This is a genomic window from Elusimicrobium simillimum (assembly GCF_049639735.1).
Lineage (GTDB): Bacteria > Elusimicrobiota > Elusimicrobia > Elusimicrobiales > Elusimicrobiaceae > Elusimicrobium > Elusimicrobium simillimum.
Genome location: NZ_JBEVVA010000003.1, coordinates 1,006,872 through 1,027,773 on the forward strand (window position 1 = coordinate 1,006,872; position 20,902 = coordinate 1,027,773).

Consider the following 20,902-nt stretch of genomic DNA (forward strand, 5'->3'; position numbering starts at 1 on the left):
TGGGGGTTTTTTTATAAGTAAATATTATTTTTTCCACACTTGTGTGTTGGTAAGGCCTTTTATATTGGCGGGGTTAAAAACCGGCTCTTTAATGCCGTTCTTTTTTTGCGCTAAATAGTCTTGCAGCGCTGCCACGGCAAACTTGCCCAGCAGTATTATGCTGACTATGTTCATTATAGCCATTACAGCCATAAATAAGTCGGCCAGGTTCCACACTACGGCAACTTCTGTCAACGCGCCAAACATTACCATGCCTATAACTAAAACACGAAACGCCAGCATAACGTTTTTATTTTGCGTAATAAACTGTATATTGCTTTGCCCGTAATAATAGTTGCCTATTATAGAAGTAAAAGCAAATAAAAATAAACAAAAAGTTATAAAGTATCCGCCCGCCGCGCCTATAGACTGTGTGAGCGAAAACTGCGTTAAAGCAATACCCACGGCGTCTGAACTCTGGTAGTCTGAGAGCAGCACAATAAAAGCTGTACAGGAACAAATTATAAGAGTGTCAACAAACACGCTTAAGGCTTGCACATAGCCTTGTTTAACCGGGTGCGAAACCTTGGCCGTGGCTGCCGCATTTGGGGCGGAGCCCATGCCGGCTTCGTTAGAAAATAAACCTCTGCGCGCGCCCATCATTATAGTGGCGCCAAGCGTACCGCCGGCTATATTGCGCAGGCTGAACGCCTGTGTAAAAATATCCGCTATTACAGCGGGCAGTTTATCAATATTTATGATAACCACAACCAGCGTAAGCAGTATATAGGTAATAGCGAAAAACGGCACTATCACTTGTGTAAAATGCGCTATTCTTTTAAGCCCGCCAAATATAATTATAGCCGTAATAATACACACAATTATTCCGCTTACCCATGTGCTTACAGAAAAGGAAGAGCAAAACGCCTGCGATATTGTGTTTGACTGCACAGAGTTAAATACAAAGCCGAAAGTAAGAGATATTATAACAGCAAACGCTACGCCCAGCCATCTTTTACCCAGCCCGTACTGCATATAATACGCGGGGCCGCCGCGAAAATGTTTGCCGTCTTTTACCTTGTAAATCTGCGCCAAAGTACTTTCTACAAACGCCGAGGCCGAGCTTACAACAGCTATAGCCCACATCCAAAATATGGCGCCTGGGCCGGCCGTGGTAATGGCTATTGCCACGCCCGCTATATTACCAGTGCCAACGCGCGCCGCCGTGCTTATGGCGAACGCCTGAAAGGGGGAAATGTGGTGCTTGGTAGCTTCTTCCTCACTAGCTACAAGCAGGCGCATCATTTCACGTATATTTGTAAATTGTACGCCGCGTGTAATAAGCGTAAAGTATATACCCGCGCCCACAAGCGAAAACATTAGAATATAACCTAAAAAGTTATCGTTTATAGCTGTTATTATATTGTTTATTATTTCCATTTAGATAAATCCATTTCGCCGGGTTCTGTTTTGGCTACTATTGTTGTGCCAACTAAATCGCCAGATACGTTTAACGCCGTTTGGCCCATATCAAGTATAGGATCTACGCTTAACAGCATGGCGTACGCAGCCGCTACCACGGTGCCTTCTGTTGCGGGCATACCCATAGATTCCAGCACCACCAGCAGCATTATCATACACCCGCTTGGCACGCCGGCCGCGCCTATAGACGCAAGTACCGTTACTAAAAGTAAAAATAACTGCTGGCTAAGCCCCAGCGACATGCCCGCCGCGCCCGCTATAAAAAGCACGCTCATACATTGTTGTATGGTTACGCCGTTCATGTTAATTGTAGCGCCCAGCGGCAGTGTGAATGAGGCCACGCTGCGGTTAATGCCCATTTGGTGTTCGGCCGTTTCAAGGCTTACGGGTAATGTGCCGTTGCTGCTGCGGCTGGCAAAAGCTGTAATAATGGCTGTTTTTGCCAGGCTGACAAACTTGGTAAGTTTTATTCTTACAGCCGCTAACGCGCCGCCGTAAAATAAAGTGTGTGATAAACGCTAAATATAATACGCCTATGTATTTAAAAAGCGGTTTAAGCGCTGATATACCGTTCTCGGCAAAAACGCCTGTGATAAGCGCGAACACGCCTATAGGGGCGTACTGCATAATCCAGCGTACAAGTATGTACATTGTTTCAGCCGCACCGCTGAAAAACTTAAACACAAGGTTGCCCATTTCTTTAAGGTTTTCTTTTTTGCTGTCTTTTAAAAACGCTAAAGCTAAGCCAAACGCCATGGCAAAAAATATTATTTGCAGCATGTTAATATTGTTAAGTGAATCAAAAATATTGGTGGGTATAATTTCCATCAGCATTGTGGAAAGCGGTTTTGCTTCTACGGCTGTTATTACACCTGTATCCGTGCCGGCTTTAAGGCTGATGCTGCCTGATATATTAAAGAAGTTGGCAAACAACAGGCCCATTGCGCCCGCTACCACCGTACTGCCAATGTAGAACATCATAATTTTGGTGCCTATACGGCCAAGCCTGCTTGGCTCTATGCTGGCGGTGCCGACTATGAGTGAGAACAGAACAATGGGAACAACAACCATTCTAAGCAGTCTTATAAATATTGTGCCCAGCGGCGCCACTACCTGCCACAGTTCCATGCCGAAAATATTTACATGGGCAAAAAATATACCTGTAACCGCGCCCAAGACAAGTGCTGTCATAATACGTGTTAACAGGCTTGTTTTAAAGTACCAGTCCAATTTTCCTTTTTTCCGTTTCGCGCTCATAGTTTGTCCTTTATGTTAAATTAAAGCCATTTGGGTATTTCCTGGCCGTCCAGCATTTGTTCGTAAGATGTTCTTTTTCTAACTACTGCAAACTCTTTGCCGTTTACAAGTATCTCGGGCACCAGCGGCCTGAAGTTATAAATAGATGACATGGACGAACCATACGCGCCCGCAGACATCATGGCAAGCAGTTCGTCTTGTTTAACAGGCTCGATAATGCGGTCTTTGGCAAAAACGTCGCTGGACTCGCATATAGGGCCCACAATATCGGCCGTTATAGGCGCCGCGCCGCGTTTATGCACGGGCACAATAGTGTGCCAGGCGTCATACATGGCGGGTCTCATAAGGTCGTTCATGCCGGCGTCTACTATTATATAGTGTTTGTCGCCCGACTGTTTGGTGTAAATAACTTCGGTTACCAAAATACCCGCCTCGCCTATCATGGCGCGGCCCGGTTCTATAATAATATGTTTATTAAATTTACCAAGTGTTTCCTCTATAACCTGGGCGTAGTCTGCTTTGGTGGGGGCAAGCTCTACGTTATAGTTAATGCCAAGGCCGCCGCCAAGGTCCAGGTTTTGCAGGGTAATGCCTTCCGCTTCCAGTTCCTCAAGCATAACAGCCATTTTTGTAAAAGCAAGGCGGAAAGGGTCCAGGTCTAAAAGCTGCGAGCCTATGTGCATGGCTATACCCACTACATTTACGCCCGGCAGTTTGGCGGCCTTTATGTAAAGGTCTTTAGCTTCTTCCCAATCCACACCAAATTTATTTTCTCTTTTGCCTGTGGTAATTTTTACGTGTGTTTTGGCGTCCACGTCAGGGTTGACGCGCAGGGCGAGGTTGGCCTTAATGCCAAGTGCTAAGGCTATTTCATTAATGGTATCTACCTCAGCCTCACTTTCGGCGTTGATTTGTAAAATTTGGTTTTTAATAGCTTCTTTAAGTTCCGCCCTTGTTTTGCCCAGGCCAGAAAATACTATTTTATTTGCGGGTATGCCGGCTTTAATAGCCACATACATTTCGCCGGCGCTTACTACGTCGGCGCCGCCGCCCATTTCGGCAATGGTTTTAACTATGGCCAAATTATTGTTTGCTTTGATGGAGTAGCATATTGTGTTTTTAAATTTGCTTAAGGCTGTGTCAAAATCTTTAAAATTCTTTTTAAGCACCGCGCTTGAATACGCGTAAAAAGGCGTGCCTACCGCTTTGGCTATGGTCTCTACGGACGTTTCTTCTACTTTTAAAATACCGTCTTCATGGTGGAACATATATTACTCCTTATATATACTGCATAAAAAAAGCCCCCTTAGTTTTTACCAGGGGACTTTAAAATTTGTTTTATACAAAATTACAAGATCCCCTGAGGAAGTTTCTCGGAGTTTTTCTTATTGGATGTTGTAACTGTATTTAAATTAACCATGTTTATAGAATACAAAAAATATTGGCCAATTACAATAAAGTTATAATTTTATGTAGATTTTTAAGGTAAAAAATACTATTATTCTTTCAGAGGGTATTAATATGAAAAAAACAATTATATTTTTAACAGTTTTAACTATAAGCGCAGTTTTGTCCGCGCAGGCAAATGAACCTAAAAAAACAAGAGTAAACAAATCCAGCGATACATATGAGGTATCCGAAACTAAAAAGACAGAAGTTGTTAAAGTAAATGAGATAGCGCCAGAGGTTAAGGCAACCCGTGTTTCTAAGGTAAACGAGAAAGCGCCCGAAGTAAAAAAGACAAGGGTTAATAACCCCATTACACCGCAAGAAAAAGAAGCCCAGGCGCAAGCCGCCCAGGCGGATTTACTTGCCGACCCGCAGCCCAAAGCGGCTGACCCATGCGCAAACTTCCCGGCGTATATGACAAACTGCACCCCGTTTAAATGTAACTTTAAACACCCTATGACGGGTGAAAGCATGCTGCGTAACATTTCAGGCTTAGATAAAAATAAAAGGTGCCTTTACAGAGAGCAAATGCCTGAAAGCGGCCTTATGACATGCCGCTTTGCCCAGCGTGAGCTGCCGGCGGTTGCCGATGTTTACCGCAAAGCGTCCGCGCTGGACCCGCTGTCCATACAGTTCAGCACTGAGCCAAAGATTGCCGATACTGTTTCCATACAAAAATATATAGACAACGGCACATGCACCATAACTCTTAAACAAGATTAAACAGGCGTAACGGGGGTAATATGAATGAGGTAATGAAAAATATTCTTACAAGACGCAGCATACGTAAGTATAAGGCCGAGCAGTTAAAAGAAGAAGATTTAAAAATTATACTTGAGGCCGGCCGCCTGGCGCCCAGCGCAATGAACTTGCAGCCATGGCATTTTACAGTGGTGCAAAACAAAACTATTATAGACGAAATGGGTAAAGACATAGCCAAGGTTATGCAGGCAAAAAAATATACGCACGCTTCTGCCCCGGGGTTTCACACTTTTTTTAACGCGCCGTCAGTCATACTTATATGCGGGGAAGAAACCTCTTCTTTTGCTTATGTGGACTGCGCGCTTGCGGCGGAGAATATGATGCTTGCCGCGCACTCTATAGGCGCGGGCACCTGCTTTATAGCTGGTATGGGCTTTTTAATGGGTACGGAAGAAAGGGAGTTTTATTTACAAAAACTCGGCGTGCCTAAGGGTTATTTACCCTTCTACTCAATAGCGGTTGGCTACCCGCAGGACACCGCGGAAATGCCCGTGCCTAAAAGGAAAACTGATATTGTAACGCTTATTAAATAAAATAATCCCCGTCATATGACGGGGATTGTTTTGTTTATGCGAATTATTTTTTAAGCGCGGTTATCCAGGAGTCTATTTCCGCTTGCAGCGCGGCTTCGCTTATTTTTTTAATGTCGCCGGCGTCCTGCATTTCTTTTATAGATTTTTCCACAGCTTCCACCAGGCTGTCAGGGTCGGCGGGTACAGCTACAAGGCTGATTTCAAAAATCTCAGCCAATGTTAAGTGGCTGGGGTTAGCCGGGTCTTCGTAATGAAACTTGCCCGCAATGCTTACAGCTTTGGCGTGCCCCTCTTTATAAATATGGCGCGCGTGCGCTACCACGGGGTGGTTGGAGGTGGAAAATAAAGCTTTAAAATACAAGCCCTTTTCATCCTCCCTTATATTTACTACCGAGCCCGCCAAATGATCTATCCTGTTAACATGGTCTATTAACAAAACAGGGTTTTTGGCAAAGTTTTTAAGCTCGTACACGTAATCTCTTTTTTTGTGGTATATGGTGGGGATATCGCCGTAACGGTCGGCCGCGTTTTTGGTATTGGCGTAACCTTGCAGGTATACTAAGCCCTGTTCTGTCTCGGTTATCTTAACATCTTCTATAGCCAGCAGTTTTACGGCGGGGTTATTTTTATTTCCTTTAACGGTTTTCATAAATTCTCCTTTTAGATTTTTTAGCGATGCCAACACCAAAGGGCAGGCCAAGCGCGGTAACAACTTCGTCACGTTCAAAACCCATGTCTAGGTAAAGCTTGGCAACTTGGGCGCGGGTGGCCTCGTCGTCTTTCAGTACGGAGACGCCGGAAATGTCAGGCGTTAAATACAGCTCACGCTTTCTGTCAAAGTCCGGTACTAAAAACTCCGTTAAAGTTTCAAGGATATGCGTAAACTTTGGCAGTACGCAGGTTTGGTAGAAAATGCGCTGCTGTTCACGCGTATTATACTGCGGCGCGTGGTCAAATATACCTACAAGCGCGGGGGGAACGTGGAAGATAGAAAGTATGGTTTCTCTGCTAACCTTAAGGCCGCTTATAAAGTCCATATCTCTCTGGCTCATGCCAATGTTCTGCCACTTAAGGCCGCCTTCTAGCAAGGCTACTTTATGCGCCTTGGCGGCGGATGAATATTTGTCCGTCCACCCTTTTATAATACGGGCGCGGGCAGCGTCGTCCAGTCTGCCCTCGGTAGAGAGTATGCCTGAGAGTGTGGCGGAGTTGTCAAAGAAAGCGCGGTTGTACGTTTCCGCCGCTTCGTAAGAGTCCGCCGCGCTTCTGGCGGCCGCTAAAGGCGAAAGGCCGTAAAAAAAGTCGAAGGGGTTAAAATATTTTATATGTATAACGTCTTTCGCTCTGTAATACGCCGTTTTGCCGCCCGCGCGGTATTTGTAGCCCTGCACAGGCTCGGCGCTGGTGTTGCCGGGCACAATTTCCACCAAGTGGCTAAGCAGGGGGAATAGCTCCCTGGGTGCGCCGTTGGCGGCGGGAGCGTCTTTTAAAATATAGGCGTTGCCCGTCAGTTCCAGGCTGGCCGATATCCACTGCCTTAACTGTCTGCCCGTCATAAACGTATTCGGTTTGTACAGCAGGTCAAGCACAGGGTGTTTTGTAATAATATCGCCCGCAGCGTTTTTAAGCTGAAAGTCTGTGGCGGAAACTGTTTCTGATATTACGTTAACACAGGCGTATACCCAGGGCTTGTCGGCGTACGCTTCCACGTATGGCGCGTAGTTGTGGCCGGAGGGGGAGGGCAAGCGGCCCGCGCCGCCCGTAAGTTCCACTACCGTAGGTGAGACAAAAGACTTTTCCTCACCGCTTTTACTTCTGAATGATTTTGTGATTTTTTCAATTAGGTTCATTTTTTATGGTAAGTTAGCGGGGCACAAAAAAGCAGCGGCCGCGCAATAACTGGTGTTATTGACGGCCGCTCCTATTTATTTAATAGCACATTTTGGTTATACCTGTCAAATTGAAATTATCCTCTCCCTCTTAGGGGAGAGGAAGTTTTTTTGCGTTGTTTGCTGCGTAGCAGCTGCAAAAAAATAGGTGAGGGTGATGCTTCTGCTTCTCAAAAGTATTTTGTTTTATAACGGCATATATTTGTGCACATCACCCTCACCTGCTCATATATACTCGCTTCCTCCACATACTGGATATATGCATGCTACGCTATCCCCTAAAAGGGAGAGGATAAAAAATATTAAATATACCTTGCAAATGTTCCTTTTATATTTATAATATATATGATATTCATACAGTACAGGTTAAATTATGGCGCAAATTATTAAAAGAGTGAACAATGTTAAAATAGGCGGGCAAAAAAAGAAAGGTAAAAAATGGCCTTATCTTTTGTTGCTGCTTTTGTTTTTGCTCTTTGGTTCCACCGTGCCTGTTAATAAAATACCGGGTGTTACCCACTTATTAATTGCGTTAGGTATGGAGGACGTGGTTAACAGGGGGCCGGCCTCATTATTTAGGCTGCTTGCCGAGAGCGCGGGCATAGTGTCTAAAGACGCTACCGGTTTTTTTGTGCGTAACGCGGGCGTATACGGCGGCAGCGGCTACGGCGCGAATAGTAATTTAAACTCTATGCTTACTTCTGTACAGCCTGTGTCTTATGAGGATATGACGGGTGACCGTCTGCTTAACGCGCGTTTAATGCGTCAGCAAATGCTTAGAGAGGGTTCCAAATTTTCAGGCGTAAACAGTATTATTAGCCCCATGCCGGACGCAGGGTTTTTACCTTCTGACTATAACCTTGACCCTAACGCCTATAACTCACTGCAAAACACAATTTATGACACTGAACTTTTGCTGTCTCAGTATGACATGGGCGACCCTTCGGAAAGCGGCTTTGTTAAACCCATGGGTAATAAAAAATTTTTTGTAAATAAAGACGGGCCGGACGTTGCCTCTAAAGATATTGAAGACTGGGGCCTGGGTAAAGCCAAGGGCGGCAAAGTAGACGCTTTTGTTGACCCCAAGGGCAACTACCGCCGCGGTTGGGTGCGTATAGGCGATATCAGGTTTAACGGTAATGAACCTATTAACCAAACGGGCAACGCCTGGGTGCTTAGCCGCGCCGCCAACAGGGCCAAAGTGTACGAGAGTAAAAAACTGCTTGCCCGCGCCGCCTTTGACGGCAGCGAACTGCCAGACGACGTAATTTTAAGCAAAGGCGACAGTAATATTACGCTGGACCAGGGCGCCATAGCGTCTGACAAAGACGACTTTATGTCGCAAGAAGACAGAATTAATATTTGCAGGCAGGCCCGCCAGGCGTATGAGCCGCAGATAAAAACTTTGTTAGATTCTATCAATACAGCGGTGCAGCAGCTTTATAATGATAACATACACCCGCAGTGCGGCTTTTGGGGATGCCGGGGGTCAAGTGCATGGAACGCATCTAAAAATGTGGTTGAAACCTTGTGCGAGTCCTATAATGACGCTCAAAAAGCTCTTGCGCAGGCTTGCGGCCTTAGGGAAAAATCCGGCACCGGCAATTGCAGCGTGGCGCAGAATATACCATTAAGCGATTGTTGGGAATTTATGACAGTTAAAGGTACAATTATCGGCTGTCCTGATAAAGTAAAAGATTCTAAAATTGATGATATGAAAAAGAAGCTTATTAATGAGGGGCTTTTAAAAACCGAATAATTTTATCCTAATAAAAGCATTATTAATTACTCCTCTCCTTTGTTTGACGGGAGAGGAAGTTTTTATTTGGGCGTATGCACAAATAAAAGCAGGAGAGGGTGAATAGGAGTATTATGCGGCGAATAATATTTATGTTAAATTCCCTAGTTAATATGCCGTTCTTTCTCCCTTTACGAAAGGGTGAAATAATATCTTAATACGTTTTAGCCTTATAAAAATACCTTATAAATATACACATACCCCGTTAAAAAATATAAAATTTGATATGGCTTTAAAAAGGGTTATTACTTTAATTTTAATAAGCATGCTTGCCGCGCCGTTAGGCGCGGCCGGACTGCTTGGCAAATACAAGCAAAGCGTTAACCCAGACTACTCCAAAAGCGTGTGGGACAGCGTAATGGAACGCCAGTCTTACAGCGACGTGCGCAGCGGCTTTCAATACATGGCCATGTATAAATATGACGAGGCCGTAAACTCCTTTGCCAAAGCAGTCATAAAAAACCCAAAAGACCCAAACGTTTACCTTTACCTTGGCATGGGGCTGTACTGGAGCGGTAAAATAGACGCCGCTATTAACGAGTACAACACCGCCATAAAAATGGACAAAAAAAACGCCGATGCTTACCAGCTGCTTGGCATAGCCTACGGCTGGAAGGGCGACACCACCAAAGCGGCCGAGCTTTTTGAAAAAGCCGACGAACTTAACCCCAAACGTTCTGACATTAAATTAAATTTAAGTTCCGTTTACATGGCTTTTAAAGAGTATGAAAAAGCGCTTGATAATATACGCATGGGTACCGCACTATCCCCCAGAGACCCGCTGCTTTTTTACCAGCAGGGGCTTATAAGCGATGTTATGGGGCGTGACCTTTCGGCCGAGGAAGCTTTTAAAAAAGCAATAAAACTTTACCCTTATTACGAGGACGCAATGCTCTCACTTGGCGCGTTATATGAAAAACGCAGCGAGGATAAAGACGCCCTTACCTGGTACAAAAAAGCCGTACGCACCAAACCCGGCGACTTTGTTGCCCGCCTGCGTTACGCCAACCTGCTGGCGGTTACAGGCAAAACTAAAGAGGCGCGTGAAGTGCTGGTAAAAGCGTTTGCCATAACAAGTTCAGAAGGTAAAGGGCTTGCGCTTAATTTGGCCTACAGCGGTGTTAAAAAGCCCGCCCAGTCGCAGGCCAAGCTTGCGCCGCAGTTAGAAACGCTTAAAAACTCTCTCTCACGCCTGCCTGCTGGGACCGAGGTAAGAATAGAGACTGAAGTTTCTTACCAATCAAAAAATTTAATGTCCAATACCAAAGAAATGACCGCGCTTGAGCGTGAAATGCGCATGCGCGCGGCCGAAAAAGAACTGCAGTCTTTACCCGCCATGTCACGCACATTTATTTTAAGCGCCTCTGAAGAGGACGAGCGTGCCGTACAAATACAAACCCTTACCGCCGCTTTGCAAAAAGTGTTAGACACCGCCCCTGATGGTAAAGAAGTTAACCTTAATATAAAAACCGATATTATAGACAGCCAGCCAAAAATGACACAGTCTGACCAGGCCACCGCCTACAACCCCAGGACGGTGGGCAATGATATGGGTGTGTGGAAAATGGGCCGCTCTTGGGTAATGCTGATAGTGGACGTTATGGAGGATATTGAGGACCGTATAGAAGACGCTGAGGCCGCCGGCAAACAGGCGCAGGCGATGGACTACATTTTATTTGGCCTTGGCGCTCTTACCGTGGGTAAAGGCGCGGAGGCTAAGGCTGCCTTTAATAACGCGCTTACGCTTGCCCCTGAAGACGAAATAGCCTTGCTTGGCAAAGGCACCGCGCTTATAGTTATAGGTGACGAGGACGGCGCCGCTGAGATTTATAAACAAGTGCTGACACTTAACCCCAAGAACAAAATAGCCGCCGCCAACTTAGAATATATAGAAAAGGGGAAAAAATGAGGCAGCAATACGGCCAAAATTTTCTGGTTAATGAGGGGATTATAAATAAAATAGTCACCGCCGCAGTTGCCGTTTCTGAAGGTGCCAGAGTGGTGGAAATAGGCCCCGGCAAAGGCGCTCTTACGTTTGCGCTTATCAAACATGGTTTTAAAAATTTTACCCTTGTGGAAATTGACTCAGAGATGGTTAATTTTCTTTCTTCCGCTTTGCCCGCCGAAGCGGGGGTAAAAATAATTAATGAAGACTTTTTAAAGTTTCCTACAGAAGACTTGCCCGCGGAAGATACTGTTTTTATAAGCAACCTGCCTTATATATGGGCGGCGGAAATTTTGCGTAAAACGCTTTGCTATAAATATTTTAAAGCGGCCGTATACATGTTCCAGCGTGAGCAGGCCAGGCGTATTACGGCGGCGCAAAATAGTGAATTTTACGGCCCAATAAGCCTGCAAAGCCAGGTCCGCGCGGATATTACAAGCGTAACCAGGGTAAGCCCCGGCAGCTTTAACCCGCCGCCAAAAGTGGAAAGCGAAGTGCTTGCTTTTAGTAAAAACTTAAAAATAGAAGAAAACCTGCTACCGCTTTTTGATAATGTTACCCGCGCGGCTTTTGCGTATAAAAGAAAAAATATTATTAATTCTCTGACGGAAGGAATGGACGTGGATAAAGATATTTTTACCGCCGCGCTTAACGCCGCCGCCGTAAACCCGGCCGCCAGAGCGCAGGAAATAGCCCTGGCTGATTATATTTTGCTTGTAAAGATACTAAAAAAAATGATTAACTAATTAATATGAATAATGAAATGGCGACTGAAGTAGCCGGCCTTATAATGGCCAAAAAGAAAAGAAACGCGGATCTAAAAAAATGGGTTTGTATCATTGCTATTGCGGTGCTTGTTGTGTGGATAGGTTATCCAATAACAGTGCATATCGCGGAACGTCTTGCGGTGCGTGAGGCTAACGCTAATATAGAGGAAGTGCTTGAACAGCAGCGTATAAGGATGGAAAATTACGGCGCCTATACGCCGCAGTTTAAAAACCTTACTCTTAAAATGAAAGAGGATTCCTCGTATAGAGAAGGTGGTAATTGTAACCACGGCGGATGCTTTCACTCCGGGCGGTTTTCGTATTCTTATGATAATCTTATGAACCTTGTTGTTTGGCGTGAGCGTTGTGATAAGGATATAGCGCAGTATTATTTTACTATTCCTTTAGACGGTTCCGCCCCGCGCATGTGCCATGCTTTGACGGAGAAGGCGTCTTTCTTCTGCGAAGACCTTGGCGCCCATTACGTAAGTGAGGCGGACGGCGAGTATATATTGATGTTTGATTATTAATTTTTTGTTTTAATAAATAACTTAATGCCGCTAATTTTTAGCGGCATTTTTTATTGCCGGTTTTGTTGTTTTCGTTTCTTGTAAGTTGGCTAGGGCTATTATAAGTTTGTTAAAAATATTGTTAATCTCTGCTGTTTTGGACGTGTAGTTGTTAACTATAAATGAGAACGCTATCATACGCCCGTTTTTATCATTAATATAGCCGCTGTACGCCCGTACTGATGACATGTAACCTGTTTTAAGGTGCAGGTTTTTATCGGCCGCGGTACCGGCAAATACACGGGTAAAGCGTTTTTCATCCTCATCTAGGCCGGGGATAATAAGTGAATTATAAAATACTTCAAAATCCTCATGGCTGTGCATGGCCTCCAGCAGTGATACCACTGTGTATGTATTGGTAAAATTATCCCGCGCCAGGCCGCTGCCGTCGTAAATCAAAAAGTCTTCCGCGCTTATCTGATTGGCTTCAAGAAATACTTTTATTACTTCTATACCTTCTTTGGTGGAACCTTCTTTGCCCAAAATTGCGCCAAGTTGCTTGAGCATAACTTCTGAATAGAGGTTAAAGCTTTTTTTATTAATAATATTTATAATTTGGCCAACGGTGGGGGAGGTTTGCGTCAAAAGCAGGTTTTTGCCCTCATAGCTGACGGGTAAGGTAATAAGCTTGGTGTTCCCCGTTACTTTTACCCCTGCCGCTTTTAAAGCCTTTTTTAATTCTTGCGCGGCAAACAACGGCGGGTTAGGCAGAGAGGCTGCCAGGTAGTCGGCTTTGCCGGCGGGTATGGTACCGTAAAGCATAACATTAAACTGGTTTGGCGCGCCAAAGGCGTATACGCTGGCAGGTTCTGACGGTGCGGAAGCCGTAATCATACTGCTGACCTGCAGGCCGTCAACAGCCGGGGTAATTGTGTCTATCTCCACAATAGCGCCCTCAATTGGCTGCGGTTTAAGGTAGATGGTGAAAGAGTTGTCGTTTATGCTAAGCGCGTCGGCCGTAGCGCCGTAATAGTTGCCCATATCTTCCCACGGGGTTTTGGGGGGCAGGCTGAGACCGCCAAATAGTGAGGTGTCGGCATAAATATTGCCGTTTATTTTTTTGACGCCAAGGGCTTTTATTTCCGCCGTCCAGCGGTCAAGCACTGTGCGCATGTCTGCGTTGTCTTTTATTCTGTCAGAGCCAAGCGCGGGGTCCCCGCCGCCTTGTATATAAATATTACCGTTAAGCGTGTCCCAAAAGTTTATTACGCCGTCATAATAAATTTTAGTTTCAAAGGTTTTGTCGGCGTCCAGCGCGGCAACGGCGGTGGCTGTGGTAAATAGTTTTATTGTGCTGGCGGGGGTAAGGCGCAGGCGGGGGTTGATGCTTATAATTTCTTCCCCGTTAATATATTTGGCGTAAAAGGAGTATGAGGTATTTTGCAAATGGGGACTGTCCAGCGGTACTTTTACTTCACAAAAACAAATACCGCTAAAACTAAGTATAATAAAAGTAAGAAAATATTTTCTCATGACTATATTATAGGAAAATTTATGACAATAAGAGCCAAATTACCCGCAAGAAAAACAATCGCCCTTGTGGCGCATGATAACAGGAAAAAAGATTTGTTGGAATGGGTTATGTTTAATAAAGATTCCCTTTCCAAGCACAGCCTTATAGCCACGGGCACCACCGGCGGGCTGATAGAAGAAGCGCTGGACATGAAGGTGCGTCTTTTGCAAAGCGGCCCTTACGGCGGAGACCAGCAGATAGGCGCTAAAATTTCGCAGGGGGAAATAGACCTGCTGATATTCTTTTGGGACCCGCTTTCGCAGCAGCCGCATGACCCTGATATAAAGGCACTCCTGCGCCTTGCGGTACTATGGAATATACCCACGGCGTCTAACAGGGCCAGCGCGGACTTTATAATATCTTCCCCGCTGTTTGGCACGGAATACGACAGAGCGGTGCCCGATACAACAGGTCATATGAGCAGGCTTAAGAAGAAATAATGACTGATATTAAAATAAGGGTAAGTAAAGTTAAAAATTTCTTTTTTATTATTGCCGCGATAATTTTTATCGCCGGGGCTTACTTTGGTATCTTTTATATTGAGCCTGAAAAAAGCACGATTGTTATTAAGCTTTTCGCTATTGCCGGAATTCTTTTAGGTTTTGCCGGTATAGGTATGTTTATATATCAGCTTGCATATGGGCCAAAGTTTACGCTTATTATTAATGACGAAGAAATCATTTTCCCGGGGCCATTCCATACAACAATTATTAACAGGGCTGATGTTACGCATGTAAGACGTATTGATATACATGGGCAAAAAATGCTTGTGCTCGGCGTCAAAAACCCTGAGGAATACCTTGTCAAGGTCTCGCCCAAAATAGCGACTATGATGAAGTTTAATATGCGTTACGGCGGCCCGTTCTGCGCCAGCGCGGTAAACAGCGTTGCTAAATTTGAAGATATTGTAAAAATATTTACTGTAGATTTAGGTTACCCTGAGATAACGGAATAGTAAAAGTTTTATTGTAGAAGCAAGCTAGAGTGTTTTTTTATTTCTTCTCCCTTTTAGGGGATAGCGTAGCATGCATATATCAAGATGTGGAGGAAGTTTTTTTGCGTTGTTTGCTGCGTAGCAGCATGCAAAAAAGCAGGTGAGGGTATTTTTGTTGTTATAAAATGAGAATTTCAATTTAAGCTTTACTGCATTATATTTGTGTACCTCACCCTCACCCTGCTCACTTCGCTCGCTTCCCTCTCCCCTAATAGGGCGAGGGATTTTTCCTATATCCCGCCGTAGCGGCGGTCTCTGTCGGCGTAGGATTCTAAGGCTTTATCAAATTCTTTTTCATCAAAATCAGGCCACAGCGCGTCGGTAAAATATAGTTCGCTGTACGCGCCCTGCCAAAGTAAAAAGTTAGATAATCTATATTCGCCCGATGTTCTTATAATAAGGTCAGGGTCCGGTATGGGGTTGTAGAGTGCTGCGGTAATGTCGGCCTCTGTTACTGCTTTTTTGCCTTGAGCGATAAGTTTGTTAACAGCGTCGGTAATCTCCTGCCTGGCGCCGTAGTTAAGCGCTATATTTACAACCAATCCTGTATTTTTAGCTGTCTTGGCTATAACATCATCAATCTTTTTAACCACATTTGACGGCAGCCCGCTGCGGCGCCCGCTTACTATAAGCTTGGCATTGTTTTTGGCGGAGTTTGTCTCGTAATCTTCCAGCGTTTTCATAAGCAGGTCCATAAGGCCTTTAATTTCCAGCTTGGGGCGGGACCAGTTTTCTGTGGAGAAAGCGTAAAGCGTAATATATTTAATACCCTTTTGTGAAGCGTAATCTATAACGGTGTTAACAGCCTTTGCGCCGGCCTCGTGCCCTTGGTTTCTGTTTAAACCTTTGGCCTTAGCCCAGCGGCCGTTGCCGTCCATAATAAACGCTACGTGCGCGGGTAGATTATTTTTTGCCATATTTAATTTTAGCTTATTTTGTAGAATAAATTTATGTCCAAAAAAATTTTAAAATGTATTTTATTAATAATCCCGCTGTGCGCTATATGCGCGGCGGCGTTATACTTCTATTTACGTTTAAACGCGCAAGAAAACTTGATTAACAATATGCGCGCGGCAAACGACAGGACGGCACAGTCCTCTACGCAGCAGCAGCGTGACTTGGCAGAGCATGAAGTCTTGGTAACGGAACTTTTAAAAGGCCGCCCCGCAACGCGCCTTTTACGTATGTTAGACGAAAAAGTTAAAGAGTACCCCGGCAATTACCGCTGGCACTATTATAGAGGCGTGGCTTATATGGAGTTTGCCAAAACCACCTTTGACGTAAGGGGGATAATGCCCTCGGAAACCGAAGAAGCCGCTACTTTTACCGGCATGGCGGAATATGATTTGAAAGAAGCGTTAAGGTTAAACCCGCAGTGTGCCTTATGCGAGGAAAAGCTGGTTGAAACAAGGGCGCTTATTAAACAAAAGGAAACCGAAACGGAAGACTTTTGGCGCACTGTAAGCGACACTATTAAACAGTCTTTTTTAGAAGGACTGAAAGCCCAGCAAAAGGATAAAAAATAATGAGAAAAGTTATCAGGATATTTATATTTGTAGCGGTAGCGGCGGGGTTTGCCTTGTGTTTTTATCAAATGTATAAACAAGGCCAGCAGATTGACGCCTTAAAGGCGGATGTTGATATGTACAAAGAGACTATTGTTGAAATTGCTGATACAAAAGAGTTTAAAGATGTAATGGAGCGTAAGACAAACGCCGCGCCGGACGACTACTTTTGGTATTATGTTTCAGGCGTACACAGTGCTATGCTGGCCGACGGTATTAATTATAATACGCAAGGCAGCGGCGGTGTTTTGCTTTCAGGCCCGCTTATGGCGGCTAAATACGCCCACATGGGTATGGCGCTGGGGTTGTTTTCAAAGGTAATTTTACTTAAACCCGATTTTAAAGACGCTTATATAAGAAGAGGGGAAGTTTACTCTAAAATGTCCATTTACAGCGCTGCTATAGCGGATTATAAAAAAGCGGTCGATCTGTCACCTGCTGACGCAGGGCATTTAAAATATCTTATTAAAGAGTTCGAAAAAATGCAGAGCGCAATGGATACGACGGGAGATGAGCAGGACCCCCCGCAGATTTAGTTGAGGAAGAAGATTGGGAAGTAAAAGACGTAATTTAAACTTGCAACAACAGAAGCCCCCAGTGTAACTGGGGCTTCTGTTATAAAACTATCTATAAAACCAAAACTATATTTTCATGATTTCGGCTTCTTTGTCCGCTATTGTTTTGTCTATTAAAGCGATGGCGGCGTCTGTAGACTTTTGTATATCGCCTTCATAGCGTTTAACGTCGTCTTCTGTAATTTCACTTGCCTTCTGCGCTTTTTTTACTTTTTCAATAATATCGCGGCGCTCGTTGCGTACAGAAACTTTAAAGTCTTCGCTCATTTTAGAAACGTTTTTAACAAGCAGTTTGCGTCTGTCTTCCGTCATAGAGGGTAAAACTATGCGTATGACTTTGCCGTCGTTAACCGGGCTGGCGCCAAGGTCGGCCTTTTGTAAGGTTTTGTCAATCTCGCCAAGGGCGGATATATCCCACGGCTGTACTTCTAATGTTTTAGCGTCAAGCACGTTAATCATGGCCATTTGCTTAAGCGGTGTGGGCGTGCCGTAATAGTCTACGCGTATGTTTTCAATTAACTGCGCGCTGGCGCGGCCTGTTCTGATTGTGGACAAATCTCTTTTAAGTCTTTCCACATGTTCCGTCATTGTTGTTTTTGATTTGGATATTAAAGCGTTTATGCCTTCCATAATTTCCTCACTAATATATTGTAGTTCCTATCTTTTTGCCTTGCAGGGCTAGTTTTATATTGCCCTTTTTATGTAAATTGAATACCTGTATTGGTAAAGTATTTTCCATACAAAGCGCCAGGGCCGCGGTGTCCATAAACTGCAGGCCTTTGGAAATAGCCTCGCCGTACGTAATTTCTTTAATAAGCTTGGCCTTGGGGTTTTTGCGCGGGTCAGAGTCATACACGCCGTCAACCTGTGTGGCCTTAAGCAGCAGGTTTGCGCCAATTTCGCTGGCGCGCAGCGCGGCGGCTGAGTCTGTAGTAAAGAACGGGTTGCCCGTGCCGCCCGCAAAAATAACAACACGCCCCTTTTCAAGGTGGCGTATAGCTTTGCGGCGGATAAACGCTTCGGCCAGTTCATAAATATTAATAGATGTTAAAACTCTTGTAGGCAGGCCGACGTCTTCTAAGGCCGACTGAAGGGCAAGAGCGTTGATAACCGTGGCCAGCATACCCATATTGTCTGAGTTCACGCGGTCTATAATGCCGCCGCCGTCACGTACGCCGCGCCATATGTTGCCGCCGCCAATTACAATGGCAAGCTGGCAGTTGGGCGCCGCTTTAAGTGCTGAGGCAAGTTCTTTGGCTATATCTTTAAGAGCAAAGGGGGTAATACCTCTTTTACCCTCTTCTACTAAGGCTTCTCCGGAAAGTTTGAGCAGGATTCTGTTTACTTTTTTGGTTTTCTTCATAAAACCGCCTTTATATATTTTCAATATTTTAACAAATTTTTACTTTTCGCGCCTGTGCAGATAATGTTTGGTGGGCCTATACAAAAAATAGGCCTTTTGGCCCATGCGGAGCAGGGGGGAATATTACTAATATAAAAAGGATAGTTGTTATCAAATATTTATTTTTGGGGATATTAATGAAAGAGTTAAACAAAATCATCTCGCTTATACTTATACTAACAATGTTGTGCGGCAACACGCTTTACGCCCAAAATGCCGCGCAGCCTAAAACTTTAAAAGGGTACGTAGAACGGGCAAAGCGGGATAATGTGACATTTGAAAAAAAGGGTATTGACGGCAGAGGCTTGCTTTCCGCCGGTATTATTACACTGGTTTCTTCTTACGCGCTAAAAGCGGTTTTTGGCAAAGGGGTTAAGGCGGAAATGGCGCTGCTGCAAAGTAATATGGCCGCCTCGCAAAACTTACTGCAGGACGCGGCTATTTACGCCACGGAAACCGGGGATAGCGAACTGCGCAACCTGCTTGTCGGTATGAAAAACTCCGCCCCCGGCACATATATCCACACCTTAAGCGCTATTGAAGTTTTTGAAATAAAAAAGAATCTTGCCACATTAAACACCATGAAAAATTTATTAAAGGCTATTCCCGGCAATGACTATGCCCAGGCGTACGCTTTGTTAAACAAAAGTATTATGGAGTTGGAGTGGATTGTGATGGAGCTTAAAGCCGGGCGCCTTACAGACGTTTTGCTTGTGCAAAAAGAAGCAATTTATAAAGTAATAGATATGACCAAAGAGTTAAAGTCCGCCAGCCCAATAAGGCTGCGCAGGGAAATATTTAATACCGCTAACTCAGGCACCGCCATCCGCGCTACACGTGTTTATATCAACAAAGACTTGCTGGCGGCGGAAAAGACTGTTATAAGCAAAATAAATCCCGCCAGAATGAAGGCGTTTAGGCTGTTAAATAAATTTTTTATAGCCGCGGTTTTGCTAGTGGCCGTAACCTCCGCTTCCGCCCAACAGCAACGTGTGGAAAGGATAACAAATAACGTGGAGCTTATTTTAGACGCGGACGACCAGACAATTTTACTGATAGAAAAAAACAAAGAACTTGCCGATATTATAAAACTGCTGCTTGATAACCACCATGAAGCGGCTGTAGGCACAGCAGATAAACAAGCTGAGTATAAGAAAGAATTTGAGACTAAAAAGAAGCAGATAAACTTCACCACAAGAAATAATAAGTTTTCATCTTCCGGCGCAAAAACCGGCAAATAATGAGGATTAACATGAAAAAAATAGTAACTATTGTCTTGTCAGTTTTATTGTTATCAAATAATTTTATTTACGCGCAAAGCGCTGATACGCAAAAGCCTAAAACATTAAAACAGTATGTAGAAAGGGCAAAACAAGATAATATTAAATTACAAACTGCCGGCGGAGATTTTTCCGCAGAACTTTTTTTCGCGGTAACAATTACAGCGTTAGCCACAAGGTTTATTGTCAAAGAGGGGCTGTCTTACTATTTAAAAAAGACTTTAACCCCGGACGCGCTTATGTGGCAGAAAGACGTGCACGCTACAAAAGAGCTTATTAAAGAGGCGTTGGATTACACTGTCTCGGTTAAGGATATAGAACTGCGTAACCTGCTGCAATGGTATGGATCCAAAGAGAAAGTAAGTTACAGCGGGCTTCTTTCACTTTTAGAAGATGAAGAGTTGGGCAGAAATATTAACGCTTTAAAAAAAGCGGAACCGCTTGCTTTTAAAAACATGCCTGAAAACAGTTTTCGCATTTTTAAAAATTGTATTATTAAACTGGAAAGGTTAAAAAACGAGTTTTACAGCGGTAAAGTTACCGTGGAAATGCTGAGAGAAAAAGAAGCCCTTTACGCCGAACTTAAAACTACGGGGTATGGCGCTAATATATTAAGGTTGAGAAGCGCTGTTTTTAACCACGCCAACAAAACGCCGGGCGGCAGGGTGGTAAACGCTTATTTGGATCAAGAAATTTTAAGTTTTGAACAAAAGTTTTTAAAGAAATATTCATCACGCAGAATAAAAATATTAAAAAATCTTAACAAATTTCTTTTAGTGGGCATTTTGTTAACAGCCGTCGTATCGGCGGACGCCGCCACTGAGGGAAAAATTAACAGAATAGAAAATAACTTTTCTTTAATATTTCAAGCTGACGACGCCACTATAAAAGCTATCGAACAGAAAAAAGAACTTACAGAACTTATAAAAGTAATTTTTGACGAGCACCACGAAGCGGCGCTGGCCACCGCCGCGGAGCAGGCTGAGTATAAAAAAGAATTTGAAAATAAAAAGAAGCAAATAAATTTCAACACCAGAAATAACAAATTTACATCCGCCGGTGTTAAAAGCGGAAGATAAGTTAATGTTATAATCTACTTAACTTAAAATGGAGCGTTTATTGTGAAATTAAATAAAATTTGTG

General features: G+C 44.2%; 20 protein-coding genes and 1 pseudogene. 12 read left to right on the plus strand and 9 right to left on the minus strand.

The features are described from left to right. Positions 1-24: 24 nt before the first annotated feature. From AAIR98_RS05550 to lysA, 3 genes and pseudogenes are all read right to left on the minus strand, one after another. Positions 25-1,419, minus strand: a complete 1,395-nt coding sequence (locus AAIR98_RS05550; RefSeq protein WP_423971210.1) for an alanine/glycine:cation symporter family protein — start codon at positions 1,417-1,419, stop codon at positions 25-27. Continuing rightward, positions 1,410-2,718: pseudogene (locus AAIR98_RS05555) on the minus strand (dicarboxylate/amino acid:cation symporter). The gene AAIR98_RS05550 and the pseudogene AAIR98_RS05555 overlap by 10 nt, the downstream one beginning before the upstream one ends. A 20-nt stretch (positions 2,719-2,738) precedes the next feature. Beyond that, positions 2,739-3,986, minus strand: a complete 1,248-nt coding sequence (gene lysA / locus AAIR98_RS05560; RefSeq protein ID WP_423971211.1) for a diaminopimelate decarboxylase — start codon at positions 3,984-3,986, stop codon at positions 2,739-2,741. A 253-nt stretch (positions 3,987-4,239) separates the two neighbouring features. On the opposite strand from lysA, the gene AAIR98_RS05565 reads away from it, so the two are divergent. Further along, positions 4,240-4,890 carry a hypothetical protein gene (locus AAIR98_RS05565; RefSeq protein WP_423971212.1) on the plus strand — a complete coding sequence of 217 codons (651 nt, stop codon included), beginning with the start codon at positions 4,240-4,242 and terminating at the stop codon, positions 4,888-4,890. A 20-nt stretch (positions 4,891-4,910) separates the two neighbouring features. Further along, positions 4,911-5,462 (plus strand): nitroreductase family protein, encoded by a 552-nt coding sequence (locus AAIR98_RS05570; protein ID WP_423971213.1) that lies wholly within the window; start codon positions 4,911-4,913, stop codon positions 5,460-5,462. Between the two features lie 43 nt (positions 5,463-5,505). Here AAIR98_RS05570 and AAIR98_RS05575 read toward each other — a convergent pair whose 3' ends face one another. Together AAIR98_RS05575 and AAIR98_RS05580 are read right to left on the minus strand one after the other, a co-directional pair. Then, positions 5,506-6,111 carry an HK97 family phage prohead protease gene (locus AAIR98_RS05575; RefSeq protein ID WP_423971214.1) on the minus strand — a complete coding sequence of 202 codons (606 nt, stop codon included), beginning with the start codon at positions 6,109-6,111 and terminating at the stop codon, positions 5,506-5,508. Beyond that, complete coding sequence (locus AAIR98_RS05580; protein ID WP_423971215.1) at positions 6,098-7,312, minus strand: phage portal protein; 1,215 nt, start codon at positions 7,310-7,312, stop codon at positions 6,098-6,100. The genes AAIR98_RS05575 and AAIR98_RS05580 overlap by 14 nt, the downstream gene beginning before the upstream one ends. Positions 7,313-7,724: 412 nt before the next feature. Between AAIR98_RS05580 and AAIR98_RS05585 the strand changes: the two genes are divergently transcribed. The 4 genes from AAIR98_RS05585 (at position 7,725) to AAIR98_RS05600 (ending at position 12,391) form a co-directional block, all read left to right on the plus strand. Next, positions 7,725-9,110: a hypothetical protein gene (locus tag AAIR98_RS05585; protein WP_423971216.1), complete on the plus strand. Its 1,386-nt coding sequence runs from the start codon at positions 7,725-7,727 to the stop codon at positions 9,108-9,110. A 265-nt stretch (positions 9,111-9,375) separates the two neighbouring features. Next, a complete protein-coding gene (locus AAIR98_RS05590; protein ID WP_423971217.1) occupies positions 9,376-11,058 on the plus strand; it encodes a tetratricopeptide repeat protein in 1,683 nt (560 codons plus the stop codon). After that, on the plus strand, positions 11,055-11,840 hold the full coding sequence (rsmA, locus tag AAIR98_RS05595; RefSeq protein WP_423971218.1) for a 16S rRNA (adenine(1518)-N(6)/adenine(1519)-N(6))-dimethyltransferase RsmA: 786 nt from the start codon (positions 11,055-11,057) through the stop codon (positions 11,838-11,840). The genes AAIR98_RS05590 and rsmA overlap by 4 nt, the downstream gene beginning before the upstream one ends. A 5-nt stretch (positions 11,841-11,845) precedes the next feature. Continuing rightward, a complete protein-coding gene (locus tag AAIR98_RS05600; RefSeq protein WP_423971219.1) occupies positions 11,846-12,391 on the plus strand; it encodes a hypothetical protein in 546 nt (181 codons plus the stop codon). A gap of 30 nt (positions 12,392-12,421) precedes the next feature. On the opposite strand, the gene dacB is transcribed toward AAIR98_RS05600, so the two are convergent. Next, complete coding sequence (dacB, locus tag AAIR98_RS05605) at positions 12,422-13,903, minus strand: D-alanyl-D-alanine carboxypeptidase/D-alanyl-D-alanine endopeptidase (protein ID WP_423971220.1); 1,482 nt, start codon at positions 13,901-13,903, stop codon at positions 12,422-12,424. Between the two features lie 21 nt (positions 13,904-13,924). Between dacB and AAIR98_RS05610 the strand changes: the two genes are divergently transcribed. After that, positions 13,925-14,383 (plus strand): methylglyoxal synthase, encoded by a 459-nt coding sequence (locus AAIR98_RS05610; protein ID WP_423971221.1) that lies wholly within the window; start codon positions 13,925-13,927, stop codon positions 14,381-14,383. Beyond that, positions 14,383-14,898 carry an STM3941 family protein gene (locus AAIR98_RS05615; RefSeq protein WP_423971222.1) on the plus strand — a complete coding sequence of 172 codons (516 nt, stop codon included), beginning with the start codon at positions 14,383-14,385 and terminating at the stop codon, positions 14,896-14,898. Before AAIR98_RS05610 ends, AAIR98_RS05615 begins: the two co-directional genes overlap by 1 nt. A 269-nt stretch (positions 14,899-15,167) precedes the next feature. Here the strand turns inward: AAIR98_RS05615 and uppS are convergent, their stop codons facing one another. Continuing rightward, a complete protein-coding gene (gene uppS, locus AAIR98_RS05620; RefSeq protein WP_423971223.1) occupies positions 15,168-15,854 on the minus strand; it encodes a polyprenyl diphosphate synthase in 687 nt (228 codons plus the stop codon). A gap of 33 nt (positions 15,855-15,887) precedes the next feature. Between uppS and AAIR98_RS05625 the strand changes: the two genes are divergently transcribed. Next, the gene (locus AAIR98_RS05625) at positions 15,888-16,463 is read left to right on the plus strand and encodes a hypothetical protein (RefSeq protein WP_423971224.1); all 576 of its coding nucleotides are present in this window, start codon (positions 15,888-15,890) and stop codon (positions 16,461-16,463) included. Further along, the gene (locus tag AAIR98_RS05630) at positions 16,463-17,038 is read left to right on the plus strand and encodes a hypothetical protein (RefSeq protein ID WP_423971225.1); all 576 of its coding nucleotides are present in this window, start codon (positions 16,463-16,465) and stop codon (positions 17,036-17,038) included. The genes AAIR98_RS05625 and AAIR98_RS05630 overlap by 1 nt, the downstream gene beginning before the upstream one ends. A 105-nt stretch (positions 17,039-17,143) precedes the next feature. Here the strand turns inward: AAIR98_RS05630 and frr are convergent, their stop codons facing one another. After that, positions 17,144-17,707 (minus strand): ribosome recycling factor, encoded by a 564-nt coding sequence (frr, locus tag AAIR98_RS05635; RefSeq protein ID WP_423971226.1) that lies wholly within the window; start codon positions 17,705-17,707, stop codon positions 17,144-17,146. A 10-nt stretch (positions 17,708-17,717) separates the two neighbouring features. After that, positions 17,718-18,440, minus strand: coding sequence for a UMP kinase (gene pyrH, locus AAIR98_RS05640; RefSeq protein WP_423971227.1), 723 nt, complete (start codon positions 18,438-18,440; stop codon positions 17,718-17,720). 176 nt (positions 18,441-18,616) lie between these two features. On the opposite strand from pyrH, the gene AAIR98_RS05645 reads away from it, so the two are divergent. Then, entirely contained in the window at positions 18,617-19,720 is a 1,104-nt protein-coding gene (locus tag AAIR98_RS05645) for a hypothetical protein (RefSeq protein ID WP_423971228.1), read from the plus strand. Positions 19,721-19,731: 11 nt separating this feature from the next. Continuing rightward, entirely contained in the window at positions 19,732-20,838 is a 1,107-nt protein-coding gene (locus AAIR98_RS05650; RefSeq protein WP_423971229.1) for a hypothetical protein, read from the plus strand. Positions 20,839-20,902 lie beyond the last annotated feature (64 nt).

Coding starts and splice junctions, on each gene's coding strand:
- AAIR98_RS05550 (WP_423971210.1), bottom strand. CDS start 1,419: ATGGAAATAATAAACAATATAATAACAGCTATAAACGATAACTTTTTA.
- lysA (WP_423971211.1), bottom strand. CDS start 3,986: ATGTTCCACCATGAAGACGGTATTTTAAAAGTAGAAGAAACGTCCGTA.
- AAIR98_RS05565 (WP_423971212.1), top strand. CDS start 4,240: ATGAAAAAAACAATTATATTTTTAACAGTTTTAACTATAAGCGCAGTT.
- AAIR98_RS05570 (WP_423971213.1), top strand. CDS start 4,911: ATGAATGAGGTAATGAAAAATATTCTTACAAGACGCAGCATACGTAAG.
- AAIR98_RS05575 (WP_423971214.1), bottom strand. CDS start 6,111: ATGAAAACCGTTAAAGGAAATAAAAATAACCCCGCCGTAAAACTGCTG.
- AAIR98_RS05580 (WP_423971215.1), bottom strand. CDS start 7,312: ATGAACCTAATTGAAAAAATCACAAAATCATTCAGAAGTAAAAGCGGT.
- AAIR98_RS05585 (WP_423971216.1), top strand. CDS start 7,725: ATGGCGCAAATTATTAAAAGAGTGAACAATGTTAAAATAGGCGGGCAA.
- AAIR98_RS05590 (WP_423971217.1), top strand. CDS start 9,376: ATGGCTTTAAAAAGGGTTATTACTTTAATTTTAATAAGCATGCTTGCC.
- rsmA (WP_423971218.1), top strand. CDS start 11,055: ATGAGGCAGCAATACGGCCAAAATTTTCTGGTTAATGAGGGGATTATA.
- AAIR98_RS05600 (WP_423971219.1), top strand. CDS start 11,846: ATGAATAATGAAATGGCGACTGAAGTAGCCGGCCTTATAATGGCCAAA.
- dacB (WP_423971220.1), bottom strand. CDS start 13,903: ATGAGAAAATATTTTCTTACTTTTATTATACTTAGTTTTAGCGGTATT.
- AAIR98_RS05610 (WP_423971221.1), top strand. CDS start 13,925: ATGACAATAAGAGCCAAATTACCCGCAAGAAAAACAATCGCCCTTGTG.
- AAIR98_RS05615 (WP_423971222.1), top strand. CDS start 14,383: ATGACTGATATTAAAATAAGGGTAAGTAAAGTTAAAAATTTCTTTTTT.
- uppS (WP_423971223.1), bottom strand. CDS start 15,854: ATGGCAAAAAATAATCTACCCGCGCACGTAGCGTTTATTATGGACGGC.
- AAIR98_RS05625 (WP_423971224.1), top strand. CDS start 15,888: ATGTCCAAAAAAATTTTAAAATGTATTTTATTAATAATCCCGCTGTGC.
- AAIR98_RS05630 (WP_423971225.1), top strand. CDS start 16,463: ATGAGAAAAGTTATCAGGATATTTATATTTGTAGCGGTAGCGGCGGGG.
- frr (WP_423971226.1), bottom strand. CDS start 17,707: ATGGAAGGCATAAACGCTTTAATATCCAAATCAAAAACAACAATGACG.
- pyrH (WP_423971227.1), bottom strand. CDS start 18,440: ATGAAGAAAACCAAAAAAGTAAACAGAATCCTGCTCAAACTTTCCGGA.
- AAIR98_RS05645 (WP_423971228.1), top strand. CDS start 18,617: ATGAAAGAGTTAAACAAAATCATCTCGCTTATACTTATACTAACAATG.
- AAIR98_RS05650 (WP_423971229.1), top strand. CDS start 19,732: ATGAAAAAAATAGTAACTATTGTCTTGTCAGTTTTATTGTTATCAAAT.